We start from the raw sequence: 17,719 nt of genomic DNA on the forward strand, positions 1-17,719 counted from the left end.
GAAGTCAGGTACGACAAAGGCCCCCGCTTTTCAGAGCGGGGGGCCTTTGACCGATGTAGCCCCGACGGGATTCGAACCCGCGCTACCGCCTTGAGAGGGCGGCGTGCTAGGCCACTACACAACGGGGCCATATGTGCTTCCCAGTCCGGCTGACCGGCTGGGCAACGGAGAGAACCTTAACCCCGAAGGGGGCTCTTTCCGAAATCGAGCGGCGAACCGCTCTCAGCGCTGGGGTACCAGGACTCGAACCTAGAACAACTGAACCAGAATCAGCCGTGTTGCCAATTACACCATACCCCAAGGGGGTATCACCGACCCTTCGGACCGAAGTCCGCGCGGCCTGTGAACCGAGTGACGATGCTACCCGCGAAAGGGCGTCACCCCAAATCGCCCCGATCAGCCCAGCGAGGAGCGCAGCGCGCGCAGGCGCGTGAGCGTCGAGTGCTGCCCCAGGATCTCCATCGACTCGAAGAGCGGCGGGCTGATCCGCGCCCCCGACACGGCCGTGCGCAGCGGCCCGAAGGCGAAGCGAGGCTTGATGCCCATGCCGTCGACGATCGCCTCGCGCAGCGTCGCCTCGATCTGCTCGGCGTGCCACTCGTTGCCCGCCCGGCTCTCCTCGGAGAGGACCCCGGCCGGCACGTGCAGCGCCTCGAGCGCGCCGATCGCCGCGTCGAGCACCTCCCCGGCGTTGTCCTTCAGGCCTGCACGCGCGTCCTCGTCGATCTGCAGGTCGGCGTCGGCTGTGTAGAAGGGCCGCACCAGGGCGCTCGCCTCGGTGAGCAGCGCGATGCGCGTCTGGATGAGCTCGGCGACCGACTTCAGCCGGGCCAGCTCACCCAGCGAGGGGTTGTCGCCGAGCACCCCGTCGGCCTGCAGGTAGGGCTGCAGCCGCGCGGTGAAGTCGGCCAGGTCGAGGTCGCGGATCCACGCGCCGTTGAGCCACTCGAGCTTCTTGAGGTCGAAGATCGGGCCGACGGTGTTGACCTTGCTCCACGCGAAGTCGCGGCTGAACTCCTCGAAGGTGAACTTCTCGACGTCCTGGCCGTCCTCCCCCTTCGCCGGTGGGTAGGCCAGCAGGCCGAGGAAGTTGACGACGGCCTCGGGCAGGTAGCCCTGCTCCTGGAACCACGTGAGGCGGGCCTCGGGGTTCTTGCGCTTGGAGATCTTCGACTTGTTGGTGTTGCGCAGCAGCGGCATGTGGGCAAACTTCGGCGGCTCGAGGCCGAGCCACTGGTAGAGCAGCACGTGCTTGGGCGTCGAGGAGATCCACTCCTCGCCGCGCACGACGTGGGTGATGCCCATCTCGTGGTCGTCGACGACGACGGCCATGTGGTAGGTCGGGAAGCCGTCGGCCTTGAGGATCACCTGGTCGTCGGGGCGCGGTGCGGAGACGGTGCCGCGGATGACGTCCTCGAAGGTCGTCGGCGCGTCGTCGGGCACGAGCATGCGCACGACCGGGGTCTCGTTGAAGCCCTCGAGCTCGGCGCGCTCCTCACGCGTCTTGCCGACGCACAGGCGGTCGTAGCCGGTGGGCAGCTTGAGCTTCTGCTGCTTCTCACGCATGGCCGTGAGGCGCTCGGTGGAGCACCAGCAGTAGTAGGCGTGGCCGTCCTCGATGAGCTTGTCGACGTACGGCCGGTAGGTCTCCAGACGCTCGCTCTGCCGATAGGGCGCGTAGGGGCCGCCGACGTCGGGGCCCTCGTCCCAGCGCAGGCCGAGCCACCCGAGCGTGTCGTAGAGCTGCTGCTCGCTCGTCTCGTTGAAACGGGCCCGGTCGGTGTCCTCGATGCGCAGGACGAACTGACCACCCTGCTGCCGCGCGAAGGCGAGGTTGAAGAGGGCCATGTAGGCGGTGCCGACATGGGGGTCGCCGGTCGGCGAGGGCGCGACGCGCAGGCGGACGGAGGACGCGGAGGGTGCAGCGTGTGCGGAGGAGTCGCTCATGATGGCCCGATCGTATCGCCGTCACCGGCCGGATCAGTCGGGGTAGCGCTCCTCGAGTGCCTGCTCCATCGGGTCCCAGTGGTGACCCCACACGCCCGCGCCGAGGTCCGCACCGGTCTGCGCCACCTCGGCGATGTCACGTGCGGTGTCTAAGGGGTTGAGGTCGAATCCGGAGGTGACGGCGCCGACCATCGTGCCGATGATCGCGCCCGTCCGCACGACGGCGTCCCCCTGGGCGCTCTGCGGGGTCTCGAGGACGATCTGGGTGCCGGGCGCGTCGGGCATGAGCCCCGACAGCGGCCCGCTCTGCTGCTGCTGGGTGAGGATGTCGGTCGACGTGCTGTAGGTGCGGATCTGCCCCTGGTCCGTCGCCGCCAGGACCGAGGCCGCCGTCGCTCCCCCACCGCGCAGCTCGGCCGCCACCTCCGCGGTGTTGTCGTGCACGCCGGCCGCGTCGAAGGTCACCGCGGGCTGACCCGTGGCCATCGCCGCCGCCGCGGCCAGACCACCACCGAGCGAGTGGCCGGTGAAGGTGACCTCTCCGCCCGTCGCCACGTCAAGCTGCTGGGCCAGGGCCATCGCCTGGGTGTACTGCTGGGCGGGCAACCCCACACCCTGCCGGCCGTTGTCCAGCCAGTCCGACAGCTCGGAGTCGCTGCCGCGGAAGGCGAGCACGTATCCCCCGTCGGCCGTGCGGTAGAGCGCTGACTGCAGGCCGCTGCCCGCGTCCTCGAAAATGGCGGGGTCGATGCCCAGGGCGTGCAGGTCGTCGTCCGACACCTCGGAGTACCCCTCGGGCAGGTCGGGCTGGCTGTCGTGCAGCAGCGGGTGGTCGTAGAGCCCGTTGTCGGGACCGTAGACGTGGTGGGCCAACGCCCACAGGTCACGATCGACCGGCTGCCCCTCCGTGCCGCGCACGTCCTCGTCGAAGCTCGACCCGGTCCGCGGGTCCGGCGTGGGAGGTCCGGTCCGCGGTGCGGCCGGGCCCGGGGTGGACGGTGTGGCGGGTGCGCCACCTGAGCCACCGCTCGCCGCGACCTGCTCGTCCGCCTGCGCCCGCAGTGCGCGGGCCACCGTCGTCAGCCGGGTCGTGCAGTCGCCGAGGGCCCGCTCGGCGAGCCGCCACTCCTGCCGGAAGTCGTCGAGGTCGCTCCCCTGCCAGGCGGCGGTGAGCAGGCCGAGCCGGGTCGTGCCGTCGGCGTGCACCCGGGCCACGCGAGCGGCCTCGTCGTCGAGTCGCGAGGCGACCTCGCGCAGTCGCTCGGCATCGGTGCCGTGGGTCAGGGTCATCGTCGCTCCCGCCGTGGATGAGACGACCGTAGCGGCGGGTGACCGGTGGCGACATGGGGAGGACTCCCCCCTTCGAGGCTCCTCCGTCGCACCTCAGGACGACGCCTTCACCGGGTGGGCCGCAGGGGGTCAGCCCGACCGGGGTGCGTACATGATGACGGCGACGCCGGTCAGGCAGATCAGCGCGCCGGCGACGTCCCAGCGGTCGGGGCGAAAGCCGTCGAGGGCCATGGCCCACAGCAGCGACCCGGCGACGAAGACCCCGCCGTAGGCGGCGAGGATCCGCCCGAAGTTGGCGTCGGGCTGGAGGGTGGCGACGACGCCGTAGAGCCCGAGCGCGAGCACGCCAGCCCCGACCCACACCCAGCCGCGGTGCTCGCGCACGCCCTGCCAAACGAGCCAGGCCCCGCCGATCTCGAGGACCGCCGCGAGGACGAAGAGCGGGACCGAGCGGGCGGCGTCCATGTCAGCCGCGCGTCACTCGGACGCGACGAAAGGGTTGGACAGCGTGCCGATGGCGTCGATCTCGACGTCGACCCGCTGACCGGCCGTCACCGGGCCGACCCCCGCCGGGGTGCCGGTGAGGATGACGTCGCCGGGCAGCAGGGTGAAGGACCGGGAGGCGTGGCTGATCAGGGCCGCGACGCCGTGGACCATGTCCGAGCTGTGGCCGTCCTGGACGACCTCGCCGTCGCGCAGGGTCGTGATCGACACGTCCTGCGGGTCGAGGTCGGTCTCGATCCACGGGCCGAGTGGGCAGAAGGTGTCCATGCCCTTGGCCCGCGCCCACTGGCCGTCGCCGCGCTGCAGGTCACGCGCCGAGACGTCGTTGGCGATGGTGTAGCCGAAGATGACCTTCTTGGCCTCCTCGGGCTGGATGTCCTTGCACATCCGGCCGATGATCACCGCGAGCTCACCCTCGTAGTGGACCTCGGAGGTCAGGGCGGTCGGGATGACGACCGGGTCGTCGGGGCCCACGACCGCCGTGTTGGGCACGAGGAACATCATCGGCTCCTCGGGCACGTCGTTGCCCATCTCGGCGGCGTGGTCGGCGTAGTTGCGCCCGATGCCGATGATCTTGCTGCGCGGGATGACGGGTGCGAGCAGCCGCACCTCGTCGACCGTCGTCGTCCTGCCGGTGAGCTCGATCCGCTGGTAGAGCGGGTCGCCGGTCACCTCCGCGATCTTCTTGCCGTCTGCGTCGACGAGCCCGTAGACGGGGTCGTCACCTTGGGTGTATCTCGCGATGCGCACGAGTCCACCCTAGGCGACTGCCTACCCTGTGGTGCGATGCTCCCGACGACCCTGACCCGCGACGAGTGGACGACGCGTGCCCGCGAGCACGCCACCGCCGTCGACGAGTTGACGGCCGGGCACCGCGAGCGCCGCGCCCGGGGCGAGCGGCACCCGGTCGAGGACTTCCTCTTCGAGTACTACGCGCACCGGCCGAGCCACCTGCGCCGATGGCACCCCGGCCCGGGCGTCGCCCTGCGCGACGCGCCGGAGTACGCCGACCGCTCCGGCTACGTCGTGAGCGGGGGCGTCGCCCGGCTCGACCTCGACGGCCTCGTCGGGCGAAGGGGGCGGACCGTCGCCTTCGTGCGGGACCTGCTCCTCGCGACGCTGTCGCGCCCCGGCACCCACGACTGCTTCGGCCTGCACGAGTGGGCGATGGTCTACCACCTCCAGCCCGGCGAGCAGCGGCACGAGCAGCTCCCCCTTCGTCTGGGGCAGGAGGCGACCGACGCGGTCGTCGACGGCCACCGGATCCGGTGCAGCCACCACGACGCCTACCGCTTCTTCACCCCCGACGCGGTGGAGCTGAACTCCCTTCGCCCCACCCGTGAGGACCAGGTCGAGCACGAGCAGCCGGCCTGCCTGCACGCCGGCATGGACGTCTACAAGTGGTGCTTCAAGCTCGCGCCGGCTGTGCCCTCGGAGCTGACGCTGCGGGCCGTCCGGCACGCGCTGCAGGTGCGCCGGCTCGACATGCAGGCCTCGCCGTACGACGTGTCAGGCTTCGGGCTGGACCCCGTCGCGATCGAGACGCCGCAGGGCAAGGCGGAGTACGTCGCCCGGCAGCGTGAGCTGATGACGACCTCCAACGCGCTGCGGCGAGAGCTCGTCGACGTCTGCGACCGGCTGCTCGCCGCGCCCGAGTCCGCATTTCCCTAGGGAAATGCGGGCTGGAGTGCGCATTTCCCTAGGGAAATGCGAGCTCAGGGGCGCAGGACGAGCAGGCCGAGGTGCAGCTCGAGGCGGTCGCGCCCGCGCGAGAGGTCGAGACCGGTGATCGCCTCGACCCGGCGCAGCCGCGCGTAGACGCTCTGCCGGTGCAGGCCGAGATGGGCCGAGGTCGCGGCGACGGAGCAGCCCCCTTCGAGGTGGGCCCAGGCGGTCTCGACGAGATCCGGTGCGGCGGAGAGCAGCTCGGCCACCGCGGGCGTGCGCACCGCGGCGAGCAGCTCGTCACCCGCGGTCGTGCCGAGCAGCCGCTCGATGCCGAGCGCGGCCCACGGGTGGACGCGGGCGGCGGCCGGCGGACGGTCGATGTCGCCGGGGGCCGGCCGCACGACGCGAAGGGCGGCCCGCGCCTCCCGCAGCGAGCTCGCGACCTCGGGCAGCGGCACGAGCTCACCCACACCCGCGACGACGTGCGCCTGGTTGACCCGACCGAGCACCTGCAGCGCCGCCTGCGCCTGCTCGTGCACCTCCGCCTCCCCGGCCGCGGGGACGACGAGCACGAGGTCACCGGATCGCTCGGCGACCCCGACGTGACGCGGCAGCCCGCCCGGGCCGTGCACCTCGTCGGCGCGCAGGCGGGTGCCCGGCGCCGCCCCGAGCACGACGACGGCCGCCCGGACGCTCGGGTCGACGGCCAGCTCGTCCGCGAGCTCGCGGGCCGGGCCGCTCCCCGAGCGCGGACCGGCCGCGACGAGGTCGAGGACGAGCCGCTCGGTCTCGCGGCGACGGGAGACCAGCCGGGCGAGGTGCTCCCCCGCGCGATCGGCCACCACGCCAGCCGCCGTCACGCGCTCCGCCGACAGGCCCCCCCGGCGGCTCGACCGCCCACAGGTAGCCCTGGACGACCCCGTGCCAGCGGGCCGGCAGGCACAGCCGGGCACCCGTCCCCCGCTCCGGGTCCGCCGGGATGTGCACCGGGCCGCTCGCCCGCGCGATGCCGAAGGCCTCGAACCACTCCCGAGTACTCGGGTGCGCACCCCTCGACATGACGGTCTCGACCCGCACGCTGTCGGCGTCACCGGCGTGCGCGGCGAAGGCGAGCAGCCGGAAACGACGGTCCTCGAGGGTCACCGGGGCGAGGAGGATCGCGGAGGCCTCGTCGACGAGGTCCTGCAGATCGGCCATCGGACAAATGTAGGCGGAGCGGCCCACTGCACCAGGCCACCCCTAGGGGTGTTGCAGCCCGGGCCCGCCCTTCCTACTGTCGAGAGATGACGATCTACAGCACCACGGTCCGGGCCGCGCACCTTGTCACCAACGCCGCCTGGTTCGGCGGTTCGCTCATGGGCGCCGTCGCTCTCAACCCCGCATCACGAGTGGGCGACAGCGCTCAGGAGCGCTCACGCATCGCCGACGAAGGGTGGACCTCGTGGGGACCTGTGCAGGCCGGCGCGATCGGCGTGCACCTCCTGAGCGGGCTGGCGATCGTCGCCGACAACAAACGGCGCGTCGTGGTCCACCCACCGACCACAACTGCAGTCGTCGTGAAGACGGCTCTCACCGGCGTCGCGCTGGTCGCGAGCGCCGCCGCGTATCGCGAGGGGGCCCGGCTCGGTCGTGCCCAAGAGGCCGGCGACCGGGACCCGGAGGCGGCCCAGCGCGTCCGCGACCTCTCTGCCCGTATGCGCTGGCTCCAGTGGGCCACCCCGATGGCGACGGGCGGCCTGCTCGTCCTGGACGCCGCCCTCGGCGAGCAGCAGCGTGGTCCGGCCGGTCTCCTCGATCGCGCGTCGTCGCTGCGACGTTCATGACGACCAGCACGGCCGCCTCGCGGCCCTTCAGCTTCTTGGCTTGGGCGGACCAGGACCTCGTCCTCGCCGCCCGCGACGTGGCGGCAGACATCCCGGCGGCACTGTCGCTGGCGATCGACCTGAGCCCGCTCTCCTCCCACCTGGGGACGAGCACATGGTCCTACCTGCAATCCCTGGGCTCCCTCGGCGCCGGCGATCTCACCGTCGCCCGGGTCGTCGAGCCGCACCTCGATGCGCTGAGCATCCTGGCGCAGGCGGCCGACGCACACCCTGGCGCCGACGGTGACGACGTGACCGTCAGCGCACCGCGGGGCAGCACCTGGGGCGTCTACGCGGCCCACTCCCCGGACACCCATCTGGACGCCACCCGCTCGGATGCGGGCTGGCGTCTGTCGGGGAGCAAACCGTGGTGCTCGCTCGCGGCCCACGTCAGCCACGCAATCATCACCGCGCACGTGTCCGCCGAGCGGCGGCAGGCCTTCGCCGTCGACCTGTCGCACCCCGGCATCCGACGGGACGATGCGTCCTGGGCTTCGCGCGGGCTCGTGGACGTGCGCAGCACCGGCCTGGACCTGCACGACGTCCCGGCGACCCCCGTCGGCCCGGCCGGGTGGTACCTGACCCGACCGGGATTCGCGTGGGGTGGGGTCGCCGTGGCGGCCGTGTGGTTCGGAGCTGCGGCAGCCCTCGCGCAGCGCGTGCTCGACGCTGCATGTCGCCGGGAGCCCGATCAGATCGCGACCTGGCACCTCGGTCGCCTCGACCGGGCTCTGCGGGCCGCCGAGCTGGAGCTGCGGGCGGCAGCCGCCGCGATCGACGCGGGGACGGCCACGGGTGCGGCGGGCGCCTTCATGGCCGCCCGGGCCCGCGACGCGGCAGCGTCCGCCGCCCACGTCTGCCTGACCGAGGTGGCTCGGGCGCTGGGGCCGGCTCCGCTGACCTTCGACGAGGAGCACGCCCGTCGGGTCGCGGACCTCACCGTCTACGTCCGGCAGCACCATGGCGACCGCGACCTGGCGCGCACCGGAGCGTTGCTCGTCGAAGCCGCACGATGACCACCCGGACGCCACGCCTGGACCACCCCGACGGCGAGCTGCGGTGGGTGGGCGACCCTCGATGGTCATCGGTGACGACACCCACGACGCGTGCCGTCATCGGCGACCACCACCACCTGCTCGTCGTGGCAGCCCACCCGGACGACGAGTGCTTGGGCGCCGGGGCCTTCATCGCCGATGCCGCCGCGCTCGGCGTGGACGTGACGCTGCTGATCCTGACCAGCGGGGAGGCGTCGCACCCTCGCTCCTCCACGGTGAGCCGTGAGGACCTGGGCGCTCGTCGGCGCGCCGAGGGCGAGCGAGCCGCCGCTGAACTCGCGCCGGCCGCACACGTCGTGCACGTCGGGCTCCCCGACGGCGGCCTCGCAGAGCGCCAGGAGGAGATCTCGGCTGCCGTCGCCTCCTTCTGCTCCGCGGGCACCCTCGCCCTGGCCCCGTGGACGTCGGACGGACACCCCGATCATGACGCTGCTGGTCGCGCAACCCGCACCGCGGTCCTCTCCCGGACGTCCGCCGGAGAGGCGGGGGTCAACCTGGCCCACTACTTGGTGTGGTTCTGGCACTGGGGCGAACCCGACCTGCTGCCGTGGTCGGACCTCGTCGTCGTCGACGCGACCCTGGACGCCCAGTCCCGTCGCACGCGGGCGGTCCAGCGGCATCACAGCCAGGTCCAGCCGCTCTCGACGGCCGCGGGTGACGAGGCGTTGCTGACGGACGCAGTGCTGGCGCCGACCGTGCGTGGCTTCACCACCCTGGTCCTGCCCGACCGCGGCAACCTGCGCCCCGATGCGCCGAGTTCGCAGCGACCCGCCACGTTCGACGCGATGTTCGACTGCGGCGAGGACCCCTGGTCGAGCGACACCTGGTACGAGCGGCGCAAACGTGCCCTGACCACGGCCGTCCTGCGACGCGAGCGGTACGAACGGGTGCTCGACCTCGGATGCTCCACGGGTGCGCTCACGCGCGACCTCGCGTCGCGGTCGGGTGACGTCGTGGCGATCGACGTCAGTCAGCGCGCACTCGACATCGCTGCTCGCGACGCACCGAGCGGCCTGACCTGGATCAGGGGTGAGGCCCCCTCCATCATCACCGAGCTGAGCGGACCCTTCGACCTCGTGGTGATGTCCGAGGTCGGCTACTTCCTCACGCCCTTCGAGCTGTGGCTCACCCTCGGCGGTCTCATCGAGCGACTCGCTCCCGGCGGTGAGCTCGTCCTGGTGAGCTGGCGGCACGCGACCCGCGAGATCCCCTTGGACGGCCCCCGCGTGCACGCTCAGGTCCGCGCCGTGTGTGACCGCTGGTCGGTGGTCACCCTCGTCGAGGAGGACGTCCTCATCGACGTCTACGAGGCGTCCCGATGATCCGCGCCCTGCACGTCGTCGTGCCCGCACGCAACGAGGAGGTGCTGCTCCCCGAGGCACTGGCCAGCATCGACGCCGCTCGGCGCCGGGCGAGCACCGTCCATCCCGAGGTGATGATCGACGTCACGGTCGTGCTCGACCGCTCCGTCGACGGCTCCGCGTCGGTCGTCCGCCGAGCGGGTGTCCGCAGCCTCAGCGTCGACCACGGCAATGTCGGCGCCGCCCGACGCAGTGGGGCCACCGCTGCCCTGAGAACCGCCGCGGCCCTTCAGATCGGTGTCGATGACCTCTGGCTCGCCTCGACCGATGCCGACACCGTCGTCCCCCCCGCATTGGCTGGTCGGACACATCGACCTCTCCCGGACCCATGACGCGGTCATCGGCACCGTCGAGCCGCGCGGTCTGACCGACTCGCGCGTGCTGATGGAATGGCGCGCCCGGCACCACCTGGTCGAAGGGCACCCTCACGTGCACGGCGCCAACCTGGGCCTGCGTGCGAGCACCTACCTCGCCATCGGAGGGTTCCGCGCGATGGCGAGCGACGAGGACGTCGACCTCGTGCGGCGCATCCGCGCTCACACGCCGTCATGGGTGGCGACGGACACGGTGCGAGTGTCCTCCTCGGCCCGTCGGAACGGTCGGTGCCGGGGTGGTTTTGCGGAGTACCTCACCGACCTCGCGGACGAGGTGGGCTAGTGCGCATCGCCATGCTCGCCACCTCGCGTCACCCCATCGCCGAGCCCTATGCCGGTGGCCAGGAGTCGCACACTGCGCTGCTGGCGCGCGGACTGCGGGAGCTCGGGCACCACGTGCGGATGTACGCGCCCGCGGGCAGCGACCCCCGTGTCGCCGACGAGCTCGTCCCCTATCGCGGTCTGCCCGACCTCAGTGCCGTGGCCGCGCTCGACCGCCAGTTGCCCGAGCCCGACTTCCTGCGCGACCACGCGGCCTTCACCGCGGCTGTCGTCGACCTCCTCGCCAGGCCCGTCGACGTGGTCCACAACCAGAGCCTGAACTTCCTCCCGCTGGCTTTCAGCCCGGCGGTGGCCGCACCACTGGTGACGACGCTGCACACTCCCCCCTTCCCCTGGATGGAGCTCGGGGTCGACCTGGCGAGCCCGCGCGTGGAGTACGTCTGCGTCAGCCGCACCAACGCGGCAGACTGGAGCACGCTGCCCACCCGCCCGAGGGTCATCCACAACGGGGTCGCCGACGACGGCGGCGGCTCGGGCGCAGGGGGCGAGGACCTGGTGTGGGTCGGCCGTCTGACGCACACCAAAGGATGCGACCTCGCCATCTCCGCCGCGCGACGAGCCGGGCGGCGCCTGACCATCGTCGGCCCGGTGAGCGAGCGGGGGTGGTTCGACGACGTCATCGCGCCCCAGCTCGACGATCGTGTGAGGTACGCCGGACATCTGCCGCACTCCGAGTTGGCCGCGCTCGTGCGCGCCAGCGCGGCGACCTTGGTCACCCCGCGGTGGGAAGAACCCTTCGGCCTCGTCGCGGCGGAGTCTGCGACGTGGGGAACCCCGGTCATCGCTCTGGATCGGGGTGGTCTCGCAGAGTTCGTCACCCCGGAGATCGGCGTCCTCGTGAGTGCCCGGGGGGACGCCGACAGCATCGTCCGGGGACTGAGCGACGGCGTGGACGCAGCGGCTTCGCTCCCCCGCGAGGGCGTGCGCCACGCCGCCCTGAGGGACCTGGGCTCGGAGCGGATGGTGCACGAGTACGCGAGCCTGTACCGCGAGCTCGTCGGCTCGGGACGAGGCCGAGCGTGAAGGTCGGCTGGTACGTGCACCACCACGGCTCCGGGCACCGCACCCGAGCGATGCTCGTGGGCCGTCGGCTGGCCACGCACGGGGTCGATGTGACCCTCCTCGGCTCAGGGCTGGACCTGGCCGCCACGCGCGCCGCCGGACTCGAGTCCGTGCCGCTGCCCCACGACGCTCCTCTCGCCGACGGCGCATCGGCCAGCGACGCCGACGTGACGATGCGCGGCCTCATGCACTGGGCACCGTTGGGCCACCGGGGCTTCAGCGAGCGCATGACGACCATCGCACGGTGGATCCAGGTGCACGAGCCCGACGTCGTCGTCGTGGACGTCTCGTGCGAGGTGACCGTGCTCGTCCGGCTCCTCGGCGTCCCGGTCATCGTCGTGGCACAGCCGGGACTGCGGCGCGACGCGCCGCACCAGAGCGCTCTGGCCGCAGCCACCGCCGTTCTCACCCCATGGCCGGAGTGGGCCCACACGCAGCTGTGGTCGACCGGGACCTTCGCCGCACGCGTCGTGGCCGTGGGAGGACTAGCCCGCAGCCCGCGAGCAGCCATCGCCTCGGCAGGCCGGCACCGGACGAACGCCCGGGACGGCGTGCGTCGCGCCACGGGTCTCATCCTCTCGGGCTCCGAGGGATTCGACCGCGGAGACCTGCCGATGAGCATCGTCCGCTCGGCCCCACACCTCGACTGGCAGGTCGCGGGCGGAGACGTCTGGGTCCCGGACGTGCGCAGCCTGATCGCTCGCGCGGACGTCGTGGTCACCCACGGCGGGCAGAACGCCGTGGCTGACGTCGCCGCTGCCGGTGTGGCGGCATTGGTCGTGCCACAGCGCCGACCCTACGAGGAGCCGGAGCACATGGCCGCGACCCTCGACGCCGCAGGTCTTGCGACCGCGGTCCGGCCCGAGGACCTCGACACGATCGACTGGGCCTGCGCGCTCGACACGGCCTTGGCGCGAGGCGGCCGGGGGTGGGTGCGGTGGGAGTGCGCAGGTGCCGTCGACCGGGCGGCCGCGCTGGTCGAGGCGGTGGCCGGTGGCTGAGCACATCGTGATCGTGACCGTCGTCCACGGCCGGCACGCGCACCTGCGCGAGCAGCGCAGGATCCTGCGCGACGTCTCCCCCGGGACGCCGCACATCATCGTGGCCATGGACGACCACGCCATCGACGACGTCGTCGCTGGCCAGCCGAGCGTGACCGTCATCCATGTCGAGCGCGATCCTCGCGGTCTCCCCCTCGCGCGAGCACGCAACATCGGGGTGCGGGCAGCGCTGCGCTCCGGCGCGGACCTGGTGATCCTGCTCGACGTGGACTGTGTGCCCGGACCACGTCTGGTGAGCTCCTACGAGATCGCTGCCGAGAAAGTTCCTCAGGCCCTGCTCTGCGGACCGGTGACCTACCTCGACGAAGGCGTCCGGGTCCCGGACGACGCCCGCAGGCTCGACGACCTGACCGACCCCCCACCCCGCCCGGCCGGCACCAGCGCCCGACACGATCCAGCGCGACGGCTCGCACGAGCTCTTCTGGTCATTGAGCTTCGCGGTCAAAGCGTCCACCTGGGACCTGCTGGGAGGCTTTGCCGAGGAGTACGTCGGCTACGGGGCCGAGGACACCGACCTCGGTCGGGTCGCCCGCGAGCGAGGTGTCGAGCTGGTCTGGGTCGGAGGCGCCCATGCCTACCACCAGCATCACCCGGTGTCACGGCCGCCGGTCGAGCATCTCGTCGACATCGTGCGCAATGCATCGATCTACTGGCGACGTTGGCACGAGTGGCCCATGTCGGGGTGGCTCGACGAGTTCGAGAGGCAGGGCCGCATCATCCGTCGTCCCGGCAAGATCGTGCTCGTCGCGACGGCGGACGGCAACGAGACCCGAGCCTGACCGAGTCGGTGACCGCGGCTATGGTCAGCGCATGAGCGCCCCTGCACGTGGCCCCTTGAGGGTCGCCCTGATCAACGATCACGAGCTGATCATCCAAGGAGTCGCCGCCATGCTCGAGCCCTACGCCGACGTCGTCAGGGTCGTCGAGCTGGATGCAGGGACCACGGTGGCTCAACCGGTCGACATCGCGCTGTACGACACCTACGCCCGCACCGCGTTCGACGGTGACGACCTCGACGTCTTGTGCGCCGCCCCCCACATCGGGCAGGTGGTCCTCTTCACCTGGCATCTCTCCGAGGACCTCATCGAGTCAGCTCGGGCCCGCGGGGTCACCACGGCGATCTCCAAGTCGGTCAGCGCGGAGGATCTCGTCATGGAGCTGACCAAGGCTCACGAAGGGCATCTGCGGGTCATCCCCTTCCAGCCGGACTCCACGCTCCCCACCAACTACTGGCCCGGCCGCGCGGCCGGCCTGACGCCTCGTGAGTCAGAGATCATCGCTCTCGTGACCGCCGGTCTGAGCAACAACGCCATCGCGGAGCGGACGTGCCTGAGCATCAACTCGGTCAAGTCCTACATCCGCTCCGCGTACCGGACGATGGGCGTGGACAGCCGCAGCCAGGCCGTCCTCTGGGGGATCGACAACGGCATGGCCCCGACACGCAAGCGGATCGTCCTCGAGGCGCCGCCCACGCCCGCCGACTACTGACCCGACGCGCTGCCGCGCTGCGACCCCCTTCGACCGGATCGATCGGGTTGAGCCGGCGCGCGGCGCGACACCGTGTACCCGCCTGCCCACCCACGACTGGGTGTGAGCGCGATCGGCGAGCGACCGGCCAGCACCGCGTCGATCGCGGGCGCAGCGCGTCACGAGTGGCCGAGACCGCGTGGGGCCCCGGCCACTCGTGCTGCGGTCACGGCTTCAGCACGACCTTGATGCAGCCGTCCTGCTTCTTCTGGAACATCGAGTACGCGTCAGGAGCCTGTGTCAGCGGCAGTCGGTGGGTCGCAAACGCCTCGAGACCGAGGGGGTCGCCGTCCTCGAGCACGAGCGGCATGATGTCGTCGATCCACCGCTTGACGTGGCACTGGCCCATGCGCAGAGCCAGACCCTTGTCGAAGATCTCCATCATCGGTAGGGGGTCGGCCATCCCGCCGTAGACCCCGCTCACCGAGACCGTGCCCGAACGTCGGACGGCTCCGATCGCCGTGCGCAGTGCGGCGAGGCGGTCGATGCCGACCGTCTTCATCATCGGCTTGGCCAGGACATCCGGGACCAGGCCGACGGCCTTGATGGCGGTCTCGGCCACGGGTGCGCCGTGGGCCTCCATCCCGACCGCGTCCAGGGAGCCGTCGACCCCGCGGCCGTCGGTGAGCTCGCGGATCGCGCCCGGCACGTCATCGGTCTCGTCGGTGTTGATGACGGTCGCGCCGTACTGGCGCGCCCGTGCCAGCCGCTCCGGCACGTTGTCCACGCCGATGACCTGCAGGCCACGCTGGGTCGCGATGGCGACCGCCATCAGGCCGACCGGTCCCAGCCCGATGACGGCGAGGCTGCCTCCGTCGGGCACGTCGGCGTATTCCACCCCCTGCCAAGCGGTCGGGAGGATGTCGGAGAGGTACAGGAACCGCTCGTCGGCCACGCCCTCGGGGACGAGGATCGGGCCGAACTGTGCCTGCGGGACGCGCAGGTACTCCGCCTGGCCCCCCGGGACGGAGCCGTAGAGCTCGGTGAAACCGAAGAGCGAGGCCCCCATGCCCTGCTCGCGCACCTGCGTGGTCTCGCACTGGGCCATGAATCCGCGCTGGCACATCCAGCAGTGCCCGCACGAGATGTTGAAGGGGACGACGACCCGGTCGCCCACCGAGATGTGGGTGACCTCCGACCCCACCTCCTCGACGATGCCCATGGTCTCGTGGCCGAGGATGTCTCCCTTCGACAGGAAGGGACCGAGTGGGTCGTAGAGATGGAGGTCGGATCCGCAGATCGCCGTCGATGTGACACGGATGACCGCGTCGGTCGGGTGCTCGATGCGAGGGTCGGGGACGTCGTCGATGCGGACGTCGCTGCGGCCTTGCCAGGTGAGTGCCTTCATGTGGTGCCTCTCCGTCGTGGTGTCTCAGGCGTCGAGGTCGCGGTCCCACTGGCGTGGTCCGGCGATCCTCGACAGGAATGTCGTGTTGTCCTTGGCCGTGTCCAGGCCCAGGCAGGCCGCGTCGAGCTTGTCGCTGAGACCGGCCGCCGCGACGAGAGCATCGGTGGCGCCGCCGAGCCCGATGACCTTGTAGTGGTTGAAGGCGTCGGTGAGGAAGTCACGCGCTGCTGGCTCGTCGGCCAGGACGGCTCCACCGTCGGGCCCCGTCAGGACCGCGATCGCGTCGTACAGCACCGAGGGGGCGCCGGCGACGGCCTGCGTCGCCTCGAGCAGCGAGTCGTCGGACAGCGTGGCGCCCCCGACGGCCTTGGCGACGACCTCGCAGATGCCGCCTGCCTTGGTCACGGCCTTGCGCAGACGCTTGACCGCGGCCGCGTCCGCGCCGTCGCCGACCAGCAGCCCCAGCTTGCGGCCGGCGAAGGTCTCCTTGGCGTTGGCAAGGATGCTCAGAGCGGGGCTCGGCGGCAGATCCGTGATGGGCTCCGCGGCCGGGACGGAGGCCTCCGGGAGGGGCATCCGCAGGCCCGCGGCCACGCCAGCGGCGAGGTCCTCGTCGACATTGCGCAGGTTGGCGATCATCCGTGACCTGATGGCCGGGATCTCGCACTTGCCCAGCTCGAAGGTGTACGCGAGGACGATGTGCTCCTGCTCGACCGGCGTCTGGCTGACGTAGAACTGCCGGGCCTGACTGTAGTGATCGGCAAAGGACGCGCTGCGCACGCGCCGGGTCTGGCCCTCGACCTCCTCGGGGAAGGGTTGCTGCCCCGGCGCACCCACCTCGCGCGGCCCTCGGTCCTCGCCGCTGAAGGAGTTCGGCTCGTAGGCCGCCCGACCAGGCTGCGGTGACATCTGCATGTGACCGTCGCGCTGGAAGTGAGCGACGGGGCACCGGGGCGCGTTGACCGGCAGCTGGCTGAAGTTGGTGCTGCCGAGCCTCTTCAGCTGGGTGTCGAGGTAGGAGAAGTTGCGGCCCTGGAGCAGGGGGTCGTTGCTGAAGTCGATGCCCGGCGGCACGTTCTGCGTCATGAAGGCGACCTGCTCGACCTCGGCGAAGACGTTGTCGACGAGCCGGTCCAGGGTCATCGTGCCGACAGTCCGGACCGGGATGAGCTCCTCGGGGATGAGCTTGGTCGCGTCGAGGACGTCGAAGTCGAACTCGTCGGCGAAGGCGTCGTCGAAGACCTGCACACCCAGCTCCCACTGCGGGAAGTCGCCGACGGTGATGGCGTCGAAGAGGTCGCGGCGGTGGAAGTCGGGGTCGGCGCCGTTGATCTTGACCGCCTCGTTCCAGACCACGGACTGCATGCCCAGCACGGGCTTCCAGTGGAACTTCACGAAGGAGCTGTCGCCGGCGTCGTTGATGAAGCGGAAGGTGTGGACACCGAAGCCCTCCATCATGCGGAAAGAGCGCGGGATGGCTCGGTCCGACATCTGCCACAGCGTCATGTGGGTCGACTCGGGCATGAGCGAGGCGAAGTCCCAGAAGGTGTCGTGGGCGCTCTGTGCCTGCGGGAAACCGCGGTCCGGCTCCTCCTTGACTGCGTGGACCAGGTCGGGGAACTTCACGGCGTCCTGGATGAAGAAGACCGGGATGTTGTTGCCGACGAGGTCCCAGTTGCCCTCGTCGGTGTAGAACTTCGTGGCGAACCCGCGCACGTCCCGCGCGAGGTCGAAGGAGCCGAGGTTGCCGGCCACGGTGGAGAAGCGGACGAAGGTCTCGGTCTTCTTGCCGGCCGAGGCGAAGATGCTGGCACGTGTGATGTCGGCGAGCGACTCGTGGCACTCGAAGACCCCGTGAGCTCCGTAGCCACGCGCGTGGACCACTCGCTCGGGGATGCGCTCGTGGTCGAAGTGGAAGAGCTTCTCGCGGAACGCGTGGTCGGACATGAGGGTCGGACCACGCTCACCCGCTCGCAGTGAGTTGTTGTCGTCCTCGATCGGGACGCCGTGCGCCGACGTCATGACCGGGCTATCGCCGCCTGCTCGCTGGTGGGTCTCGCCGCCGGCCCCGACGCCGTCGTCGGCAGGTGGATGGGCGTCGTGGTTGGTGGTGCGCTTCGTCGTGGGCATCGAGATGACCTCCTCAGGCTGGCGACGTTCAGGAACCCGCGGCCGGGTCGACGTCTCCTTCGACGCTAGGTAGGGGATGCCCGAGGCACTACCTCCCAAGGGGTGGAGACAGGACGCGTGTCACACAGACCCCGACCGTGCCGACCAGACAGATGTATGTCGATGAGCGGCTTGGGGCAGACGTCTGG

Annotated in this window: 17 protein-coding genes and 2 tRNA genes; 10 read left to right on the forward strand and 9 right to left on the reverse strand. The window is 71.1% G+C overall.

The features are described 5' to 3' along the window. Nucleotides 1-56 precede the first annotated feature (56 nt). The 6 genes from B277_RS10110 to B277_RS10135 form a co-directional block, all read right to left on the reverse strand. Nucleotides 57-129: transfer RNA gene (locus tag B277_RS10110), tRNA-Glu, on the reverse strand. Between the two features lie 99 nt (nucleotides 130-228). Then, nucleotides 229-300, reverse strand: a tRNA-Gln gene (locus B277_RS10115). Nucleotides 301-396: 96 nt separating this feature from the next. Continuing rightward, a complete protein-coding gene (gltX, locus tag B277_RS10120; protein WP_007927878.1) occupies nucleotides 397-1,947 on the reverse strand; it encodes a glutamate--tRNA ligase in 1,551 nt (516 codons plus the stop codon). Between the two features lie 33 nt (nucleotides 1,948-1,980). Continuing rightward, nucleotides 1,981-3,237 (reverse strand): WXG100 family type VII secretion target, encoded by a 1,257-nt coding sequence (locus B277_RS16020; RefSeq protein WP_007927879.1) that lies wholly within the window; start codon nucleotides 3,235-3,237, stop codon nucleotides 1,981-1,983. A gap of 129 nt (nucleotides 3,238-3,366) precedes the next feature. Beyond that, nucleotides 3,367-3,702 (reverse strand): YnfA family protein, encoded by a 336-nt coding sequence (locus B277_RS10130; protein ID WP_007927881.1) that lies wholly within the window; start codon nucleotides 3,700-3,702, stop codon nucleotides 3,367-3,369. 12 nt (nucleotides 3,703-3,714) lie between these two features. Next, complete coding sequence (locus B277_RS10135) at nucleotides 3,715-4,491, reverse strand: fumarylacetoacetate hydrolase family protein (protein WP_007927884.1); 777 nt, start codon at nucleotides 4,489-4,491, stop codon at nucleotides 3,715-3,717. A 36-nt stretch (nucleotides 4,492-4,527) separates the two neighbouring features. Between B277_RS10135 and B277_RS10140 the strand changes: the two genes are divergently transcribed. Continuing rightward, nucleotides 4,528-5,412, forward strand: a complete 885-nt coding sequence (locus B277_RS10140) for a hypothetical protein (RefSeq protein ID WP_007927886.1) — start codon at nucleotides 4,528-4,530, stop codon at nucleotides 5,410-5,412. A 44-nt stretch (nucleotides 5,413-5,456) separates the two neighbouring features. Here B277_RS10140 and B277_RS19110 read toward each other — a convergent pair whose 3' ends face one another. Beyond that, the gene (locus B277_RS19110; RefSeq protein WP_238539395.1) at nucleotides 5,457-6,251 is read right to left on the reverse strand and encodes a PucR family transcriptional regulator; all 795 of its coding nucleotides are present in this window, start codon (nucleotides 6,249-6,251) and stop codon (nucleotides 5,457-5,459) included. Nucleotides 6,252-6,692: 441 nt separating this feature from the next. Here B277_RS19110 and B277_RS10150 point away from each other — a divergent pair, with 441 nt between their 5' ends. The 9 genes from B277_RS10150 to B277_RS10185 all read left to right on the forward strand — a co-directional run bounded on the left by B277_RS10150 (nucleotide 6,693) and on the right by B277_RS10185 (nucleotide 14,014). Continuing rightward, nucleotides 6,693-7,232: a hypothetical protein gene (locus tag B277_RS10150; protein WP_007927891.1), complete on the forward strand. Its 540-nt coding sequence runs from the start codon at nucleotides 6,693-6,695 to the stop codon at nucleotides 7,230-7,232. Beyond that, the gene (locus tag B277_RS10155; protein ID WP_007927893.1) at nucleotides 7,229-8,287 is read left to right on the forward strand and encodes an acyl-CoA dehydrogenase family protein; all 1,059 of its coding nucleotides are present in this window, start codon (nucleotides 7,229-7,231) and stop codon (nucleotides 8,285-8,287) included. The genes B277_RS10150 and B277_RS10155 overlap by 4 nt, the downstream gene beginning before the upstream one ends. Next, on the forward strand, nucleotides 8,284-9,648 hold the full coding sequence (locus tag B277_RS10160) for a bifunctional PIG-L family deacetylase/class I SAM-dependent methyltransferase (protein WP_007927895.1): 1,365 nt from the start codon (nucleotides 8,284-8,286) through the stop codon (nucleotides 9,646-9,648). The genes B277_RS10155 and B277_RS10160 overlap by 4 nt, the downstream gene beginning before the upstream one ends. Continuing rightward, nucleotides 9,645-10,019, forward strand: coding sequence for a glycosyltransferase family 2 protein (locus tag B277_RS18155; protein ID WP_007927904.1), 375 nt, complete (start codon nucleotides 9,645-9,647; stop codon nucleotides 10,017-10,019). Before B277_RS10160 ends, B277_RS18155 begins: the two co-directional genes overlap by 4 nt. 52 nt (nucleotides 10,020-10,071) lie before the next feature. Further along, on the forward strand, nucleotides 10,072-10,344 hold the full coding sequence (locus B277_RS18160) for a hypothetical protein (RefSeq protein ID WP_193788272.1): 273 nt from the start codon (nucleotides 10,072-10,074) through the stop codon (nucleotides 10,342-10,344). Next, a complete protein-coding gene (locus B277_RS10170) occupies nucleotides 10,344-11,426 on the forward strand; it encodes a glycosyltransferase (RefSeq protein ID WP_007927908.1) in 1,083 nt (360 codons plus the stop codon). Before B277_RS18160 ends, B277_RS10170 begins: the two co-directional genes overlap by 1 nt. Continuing rightward, nucleotides 11,423-12,466 carry a glycosyltransferase gene (locus tag B277_RS10175; RefSeq protein ID WP_007927910.1) on the forward strand — a complete coding sequence of 348 codons (1,044 nt, stop codon included), beginning with the start codon at nucleotides 11,423-11,425 and terminating at the stop codon, nucleotides 12,464-12,466. Before B277_RS10170 ends, B277_RS10175 begins: the two co-directional genes overlap by 4 nt. A gap of 488 nt (nucleotides 12,467-12,954) precedes the next feature. Next, nucleotides 12,955-13,305 carry a glycosyltransferase family 2 protein gene (locus tag B277_RS18400; protein ID WP_202948422.1) on the forward strand — a complete coding sequence of 117 codons (351 nt, stop codon included), beginning with the start codon at nucleotides 12,955-12,957 and terminating at the stop codon, nucleotides 13,303-13,305. 31 nt (nucleotides 13,306-13,336) lie between these two features. Then, on the forward strand, nucleotides 13,337-14,014 hold the full coding sequence (locus tag B277_RS10185) for a helix-turn-helix transcriptional regulator (RefSeq protein ID WP_040881314.1): 678 nt from the start codon (nucleotides 13,337-13,339) through the stop codon (nucleotides 14,012-14,014). A 205-nt stretch (nucleotides 14,015-14,219) separates the two neighbouring features. Here the strand turns inward: B277_RS10185 and B277_RS10190 are convergent, their stop codons facing one another. Both B277_RS10190 and B277_RS10195 read right to left on the reverse strand, forming a co-directional pair. Beyond that, the gene (locus tag B277_RS10190) at nucleotides 14,220-15,401 is read right to left on the reverse strand and encodes a zinc-dependent alcohol dehydrogenase (protein ID WP_007927914.1); all 1,182 of its coding nucleotides are present in this window, start codon (nucleotides 15,399-15,401) and stop codon (nucleotides 14,220-14,222) included. 24 nt (nucleotides 15,402-15,425) lie between these two features. Further along, nucleotides 15,426-17,531, reverse strand: a complete 2,106-nt coding sequence (locus B277_RS10195; protein WP_007927918.1) for a catalase — start codon at nucleotides 17,529-17,531, stop codon at nucleotides 15,426-15,428. Nucleotides 17,532-17,719 lie beyond the last annotated feature (188 nt).

It is taken from the genome of Janibacter hoylei PVAS-1, from assembly GCF_000297495.1.
Classification (GTDB): Bacteria; Actinomycetota; Actinomycetes; order Actinomycetales; family Dermatophilaceae; genus Janibacter; species Janibacter hoylei.

Bases quoted from the DNA above. Each gene is read 5' to 3' on its own strand.
- gltX (WP_007927878.1), bottom strand. From the start codon at position 1,947: ATGAGCGACTCCTCCGCACACGCTGCACCCTCCGCGTCCTCCGTCCGC.
- B277_RS16020 (WP_007927879.1), bottom strand. From the start codon at position 3,237: ATGACCCTGACCCACGGCACCGATGCCGAGCGACTGCGCGAGGTCGCC.
- B277_RS10130 (WP_007927881.1), bottom strand. From the start codon at position 3,702: ATGGACGCCGCCCGCTCGGTCCCGCTCTTCGTCCTCGCGGCGGTCCTC.
- B277_RS10140 (WP_007927886.1), top strand. From the start codon at position 4,528: ATGCTCCCGACGACCCTGACCCGCGACGAGTGGACGACGCGTGCCCGC.
- B277_RS10150 (WP_007927891.1), top strand. From the start codon at position 6,693: ATGACGATCTACAGCACCACGGTCCGGGCCGCGCACCTTGTCACCAAC.
- B277_RS10155 (WP_007927893.1), top strand. From the start codon at position 7,229: ATGACGACCAGCACGGCCGCCTCGCGGCCCTTCAGCTTCTTGGCTTGG.
- B277_RS10160 (WP_007927895.1), top strand. From the start codon at position 8,284: ATGACCACCCGGACGCCACGCCTGGACCACCCCGACGGCGAGCTGCGG.
- B277_RS18155 (WP_007927904.1), top strand. From the start codon at position 9,645: ATGATCCGCGCCCTGCACGTCGTCGTGCCCGCACGCAACGAGGAGGTG.
- B277_RS18160 (WP_193788272.1), top strand. From the start codon at position 10,072: ATGGAATGGCGCGCCCGGCACCACCTGGTCGAAGGGCACCCTCACGTG.
- B277_RS10185 (WP_040881314.1), top strand. From the start codon at position 13,337: ATGAGCGCCCCTGCACGTGGCCCCTTGAGGGTCGCCCTGATCAACGAT.
- B277_RS10190 (WP_007927914.1), bottom strand. From the start codon at position 15,401: ATGAAGGCACTCACCTGGCAAGGCCGCAGCGACGTCCGCATCGACGAC.
- B277_RS10195 (WP_007927918.1), bottom strand. From the start codon at position 17,531: ATGCCCACGACGAAGCGCACCACCAACCACGACGCCCATCCACCTGCC.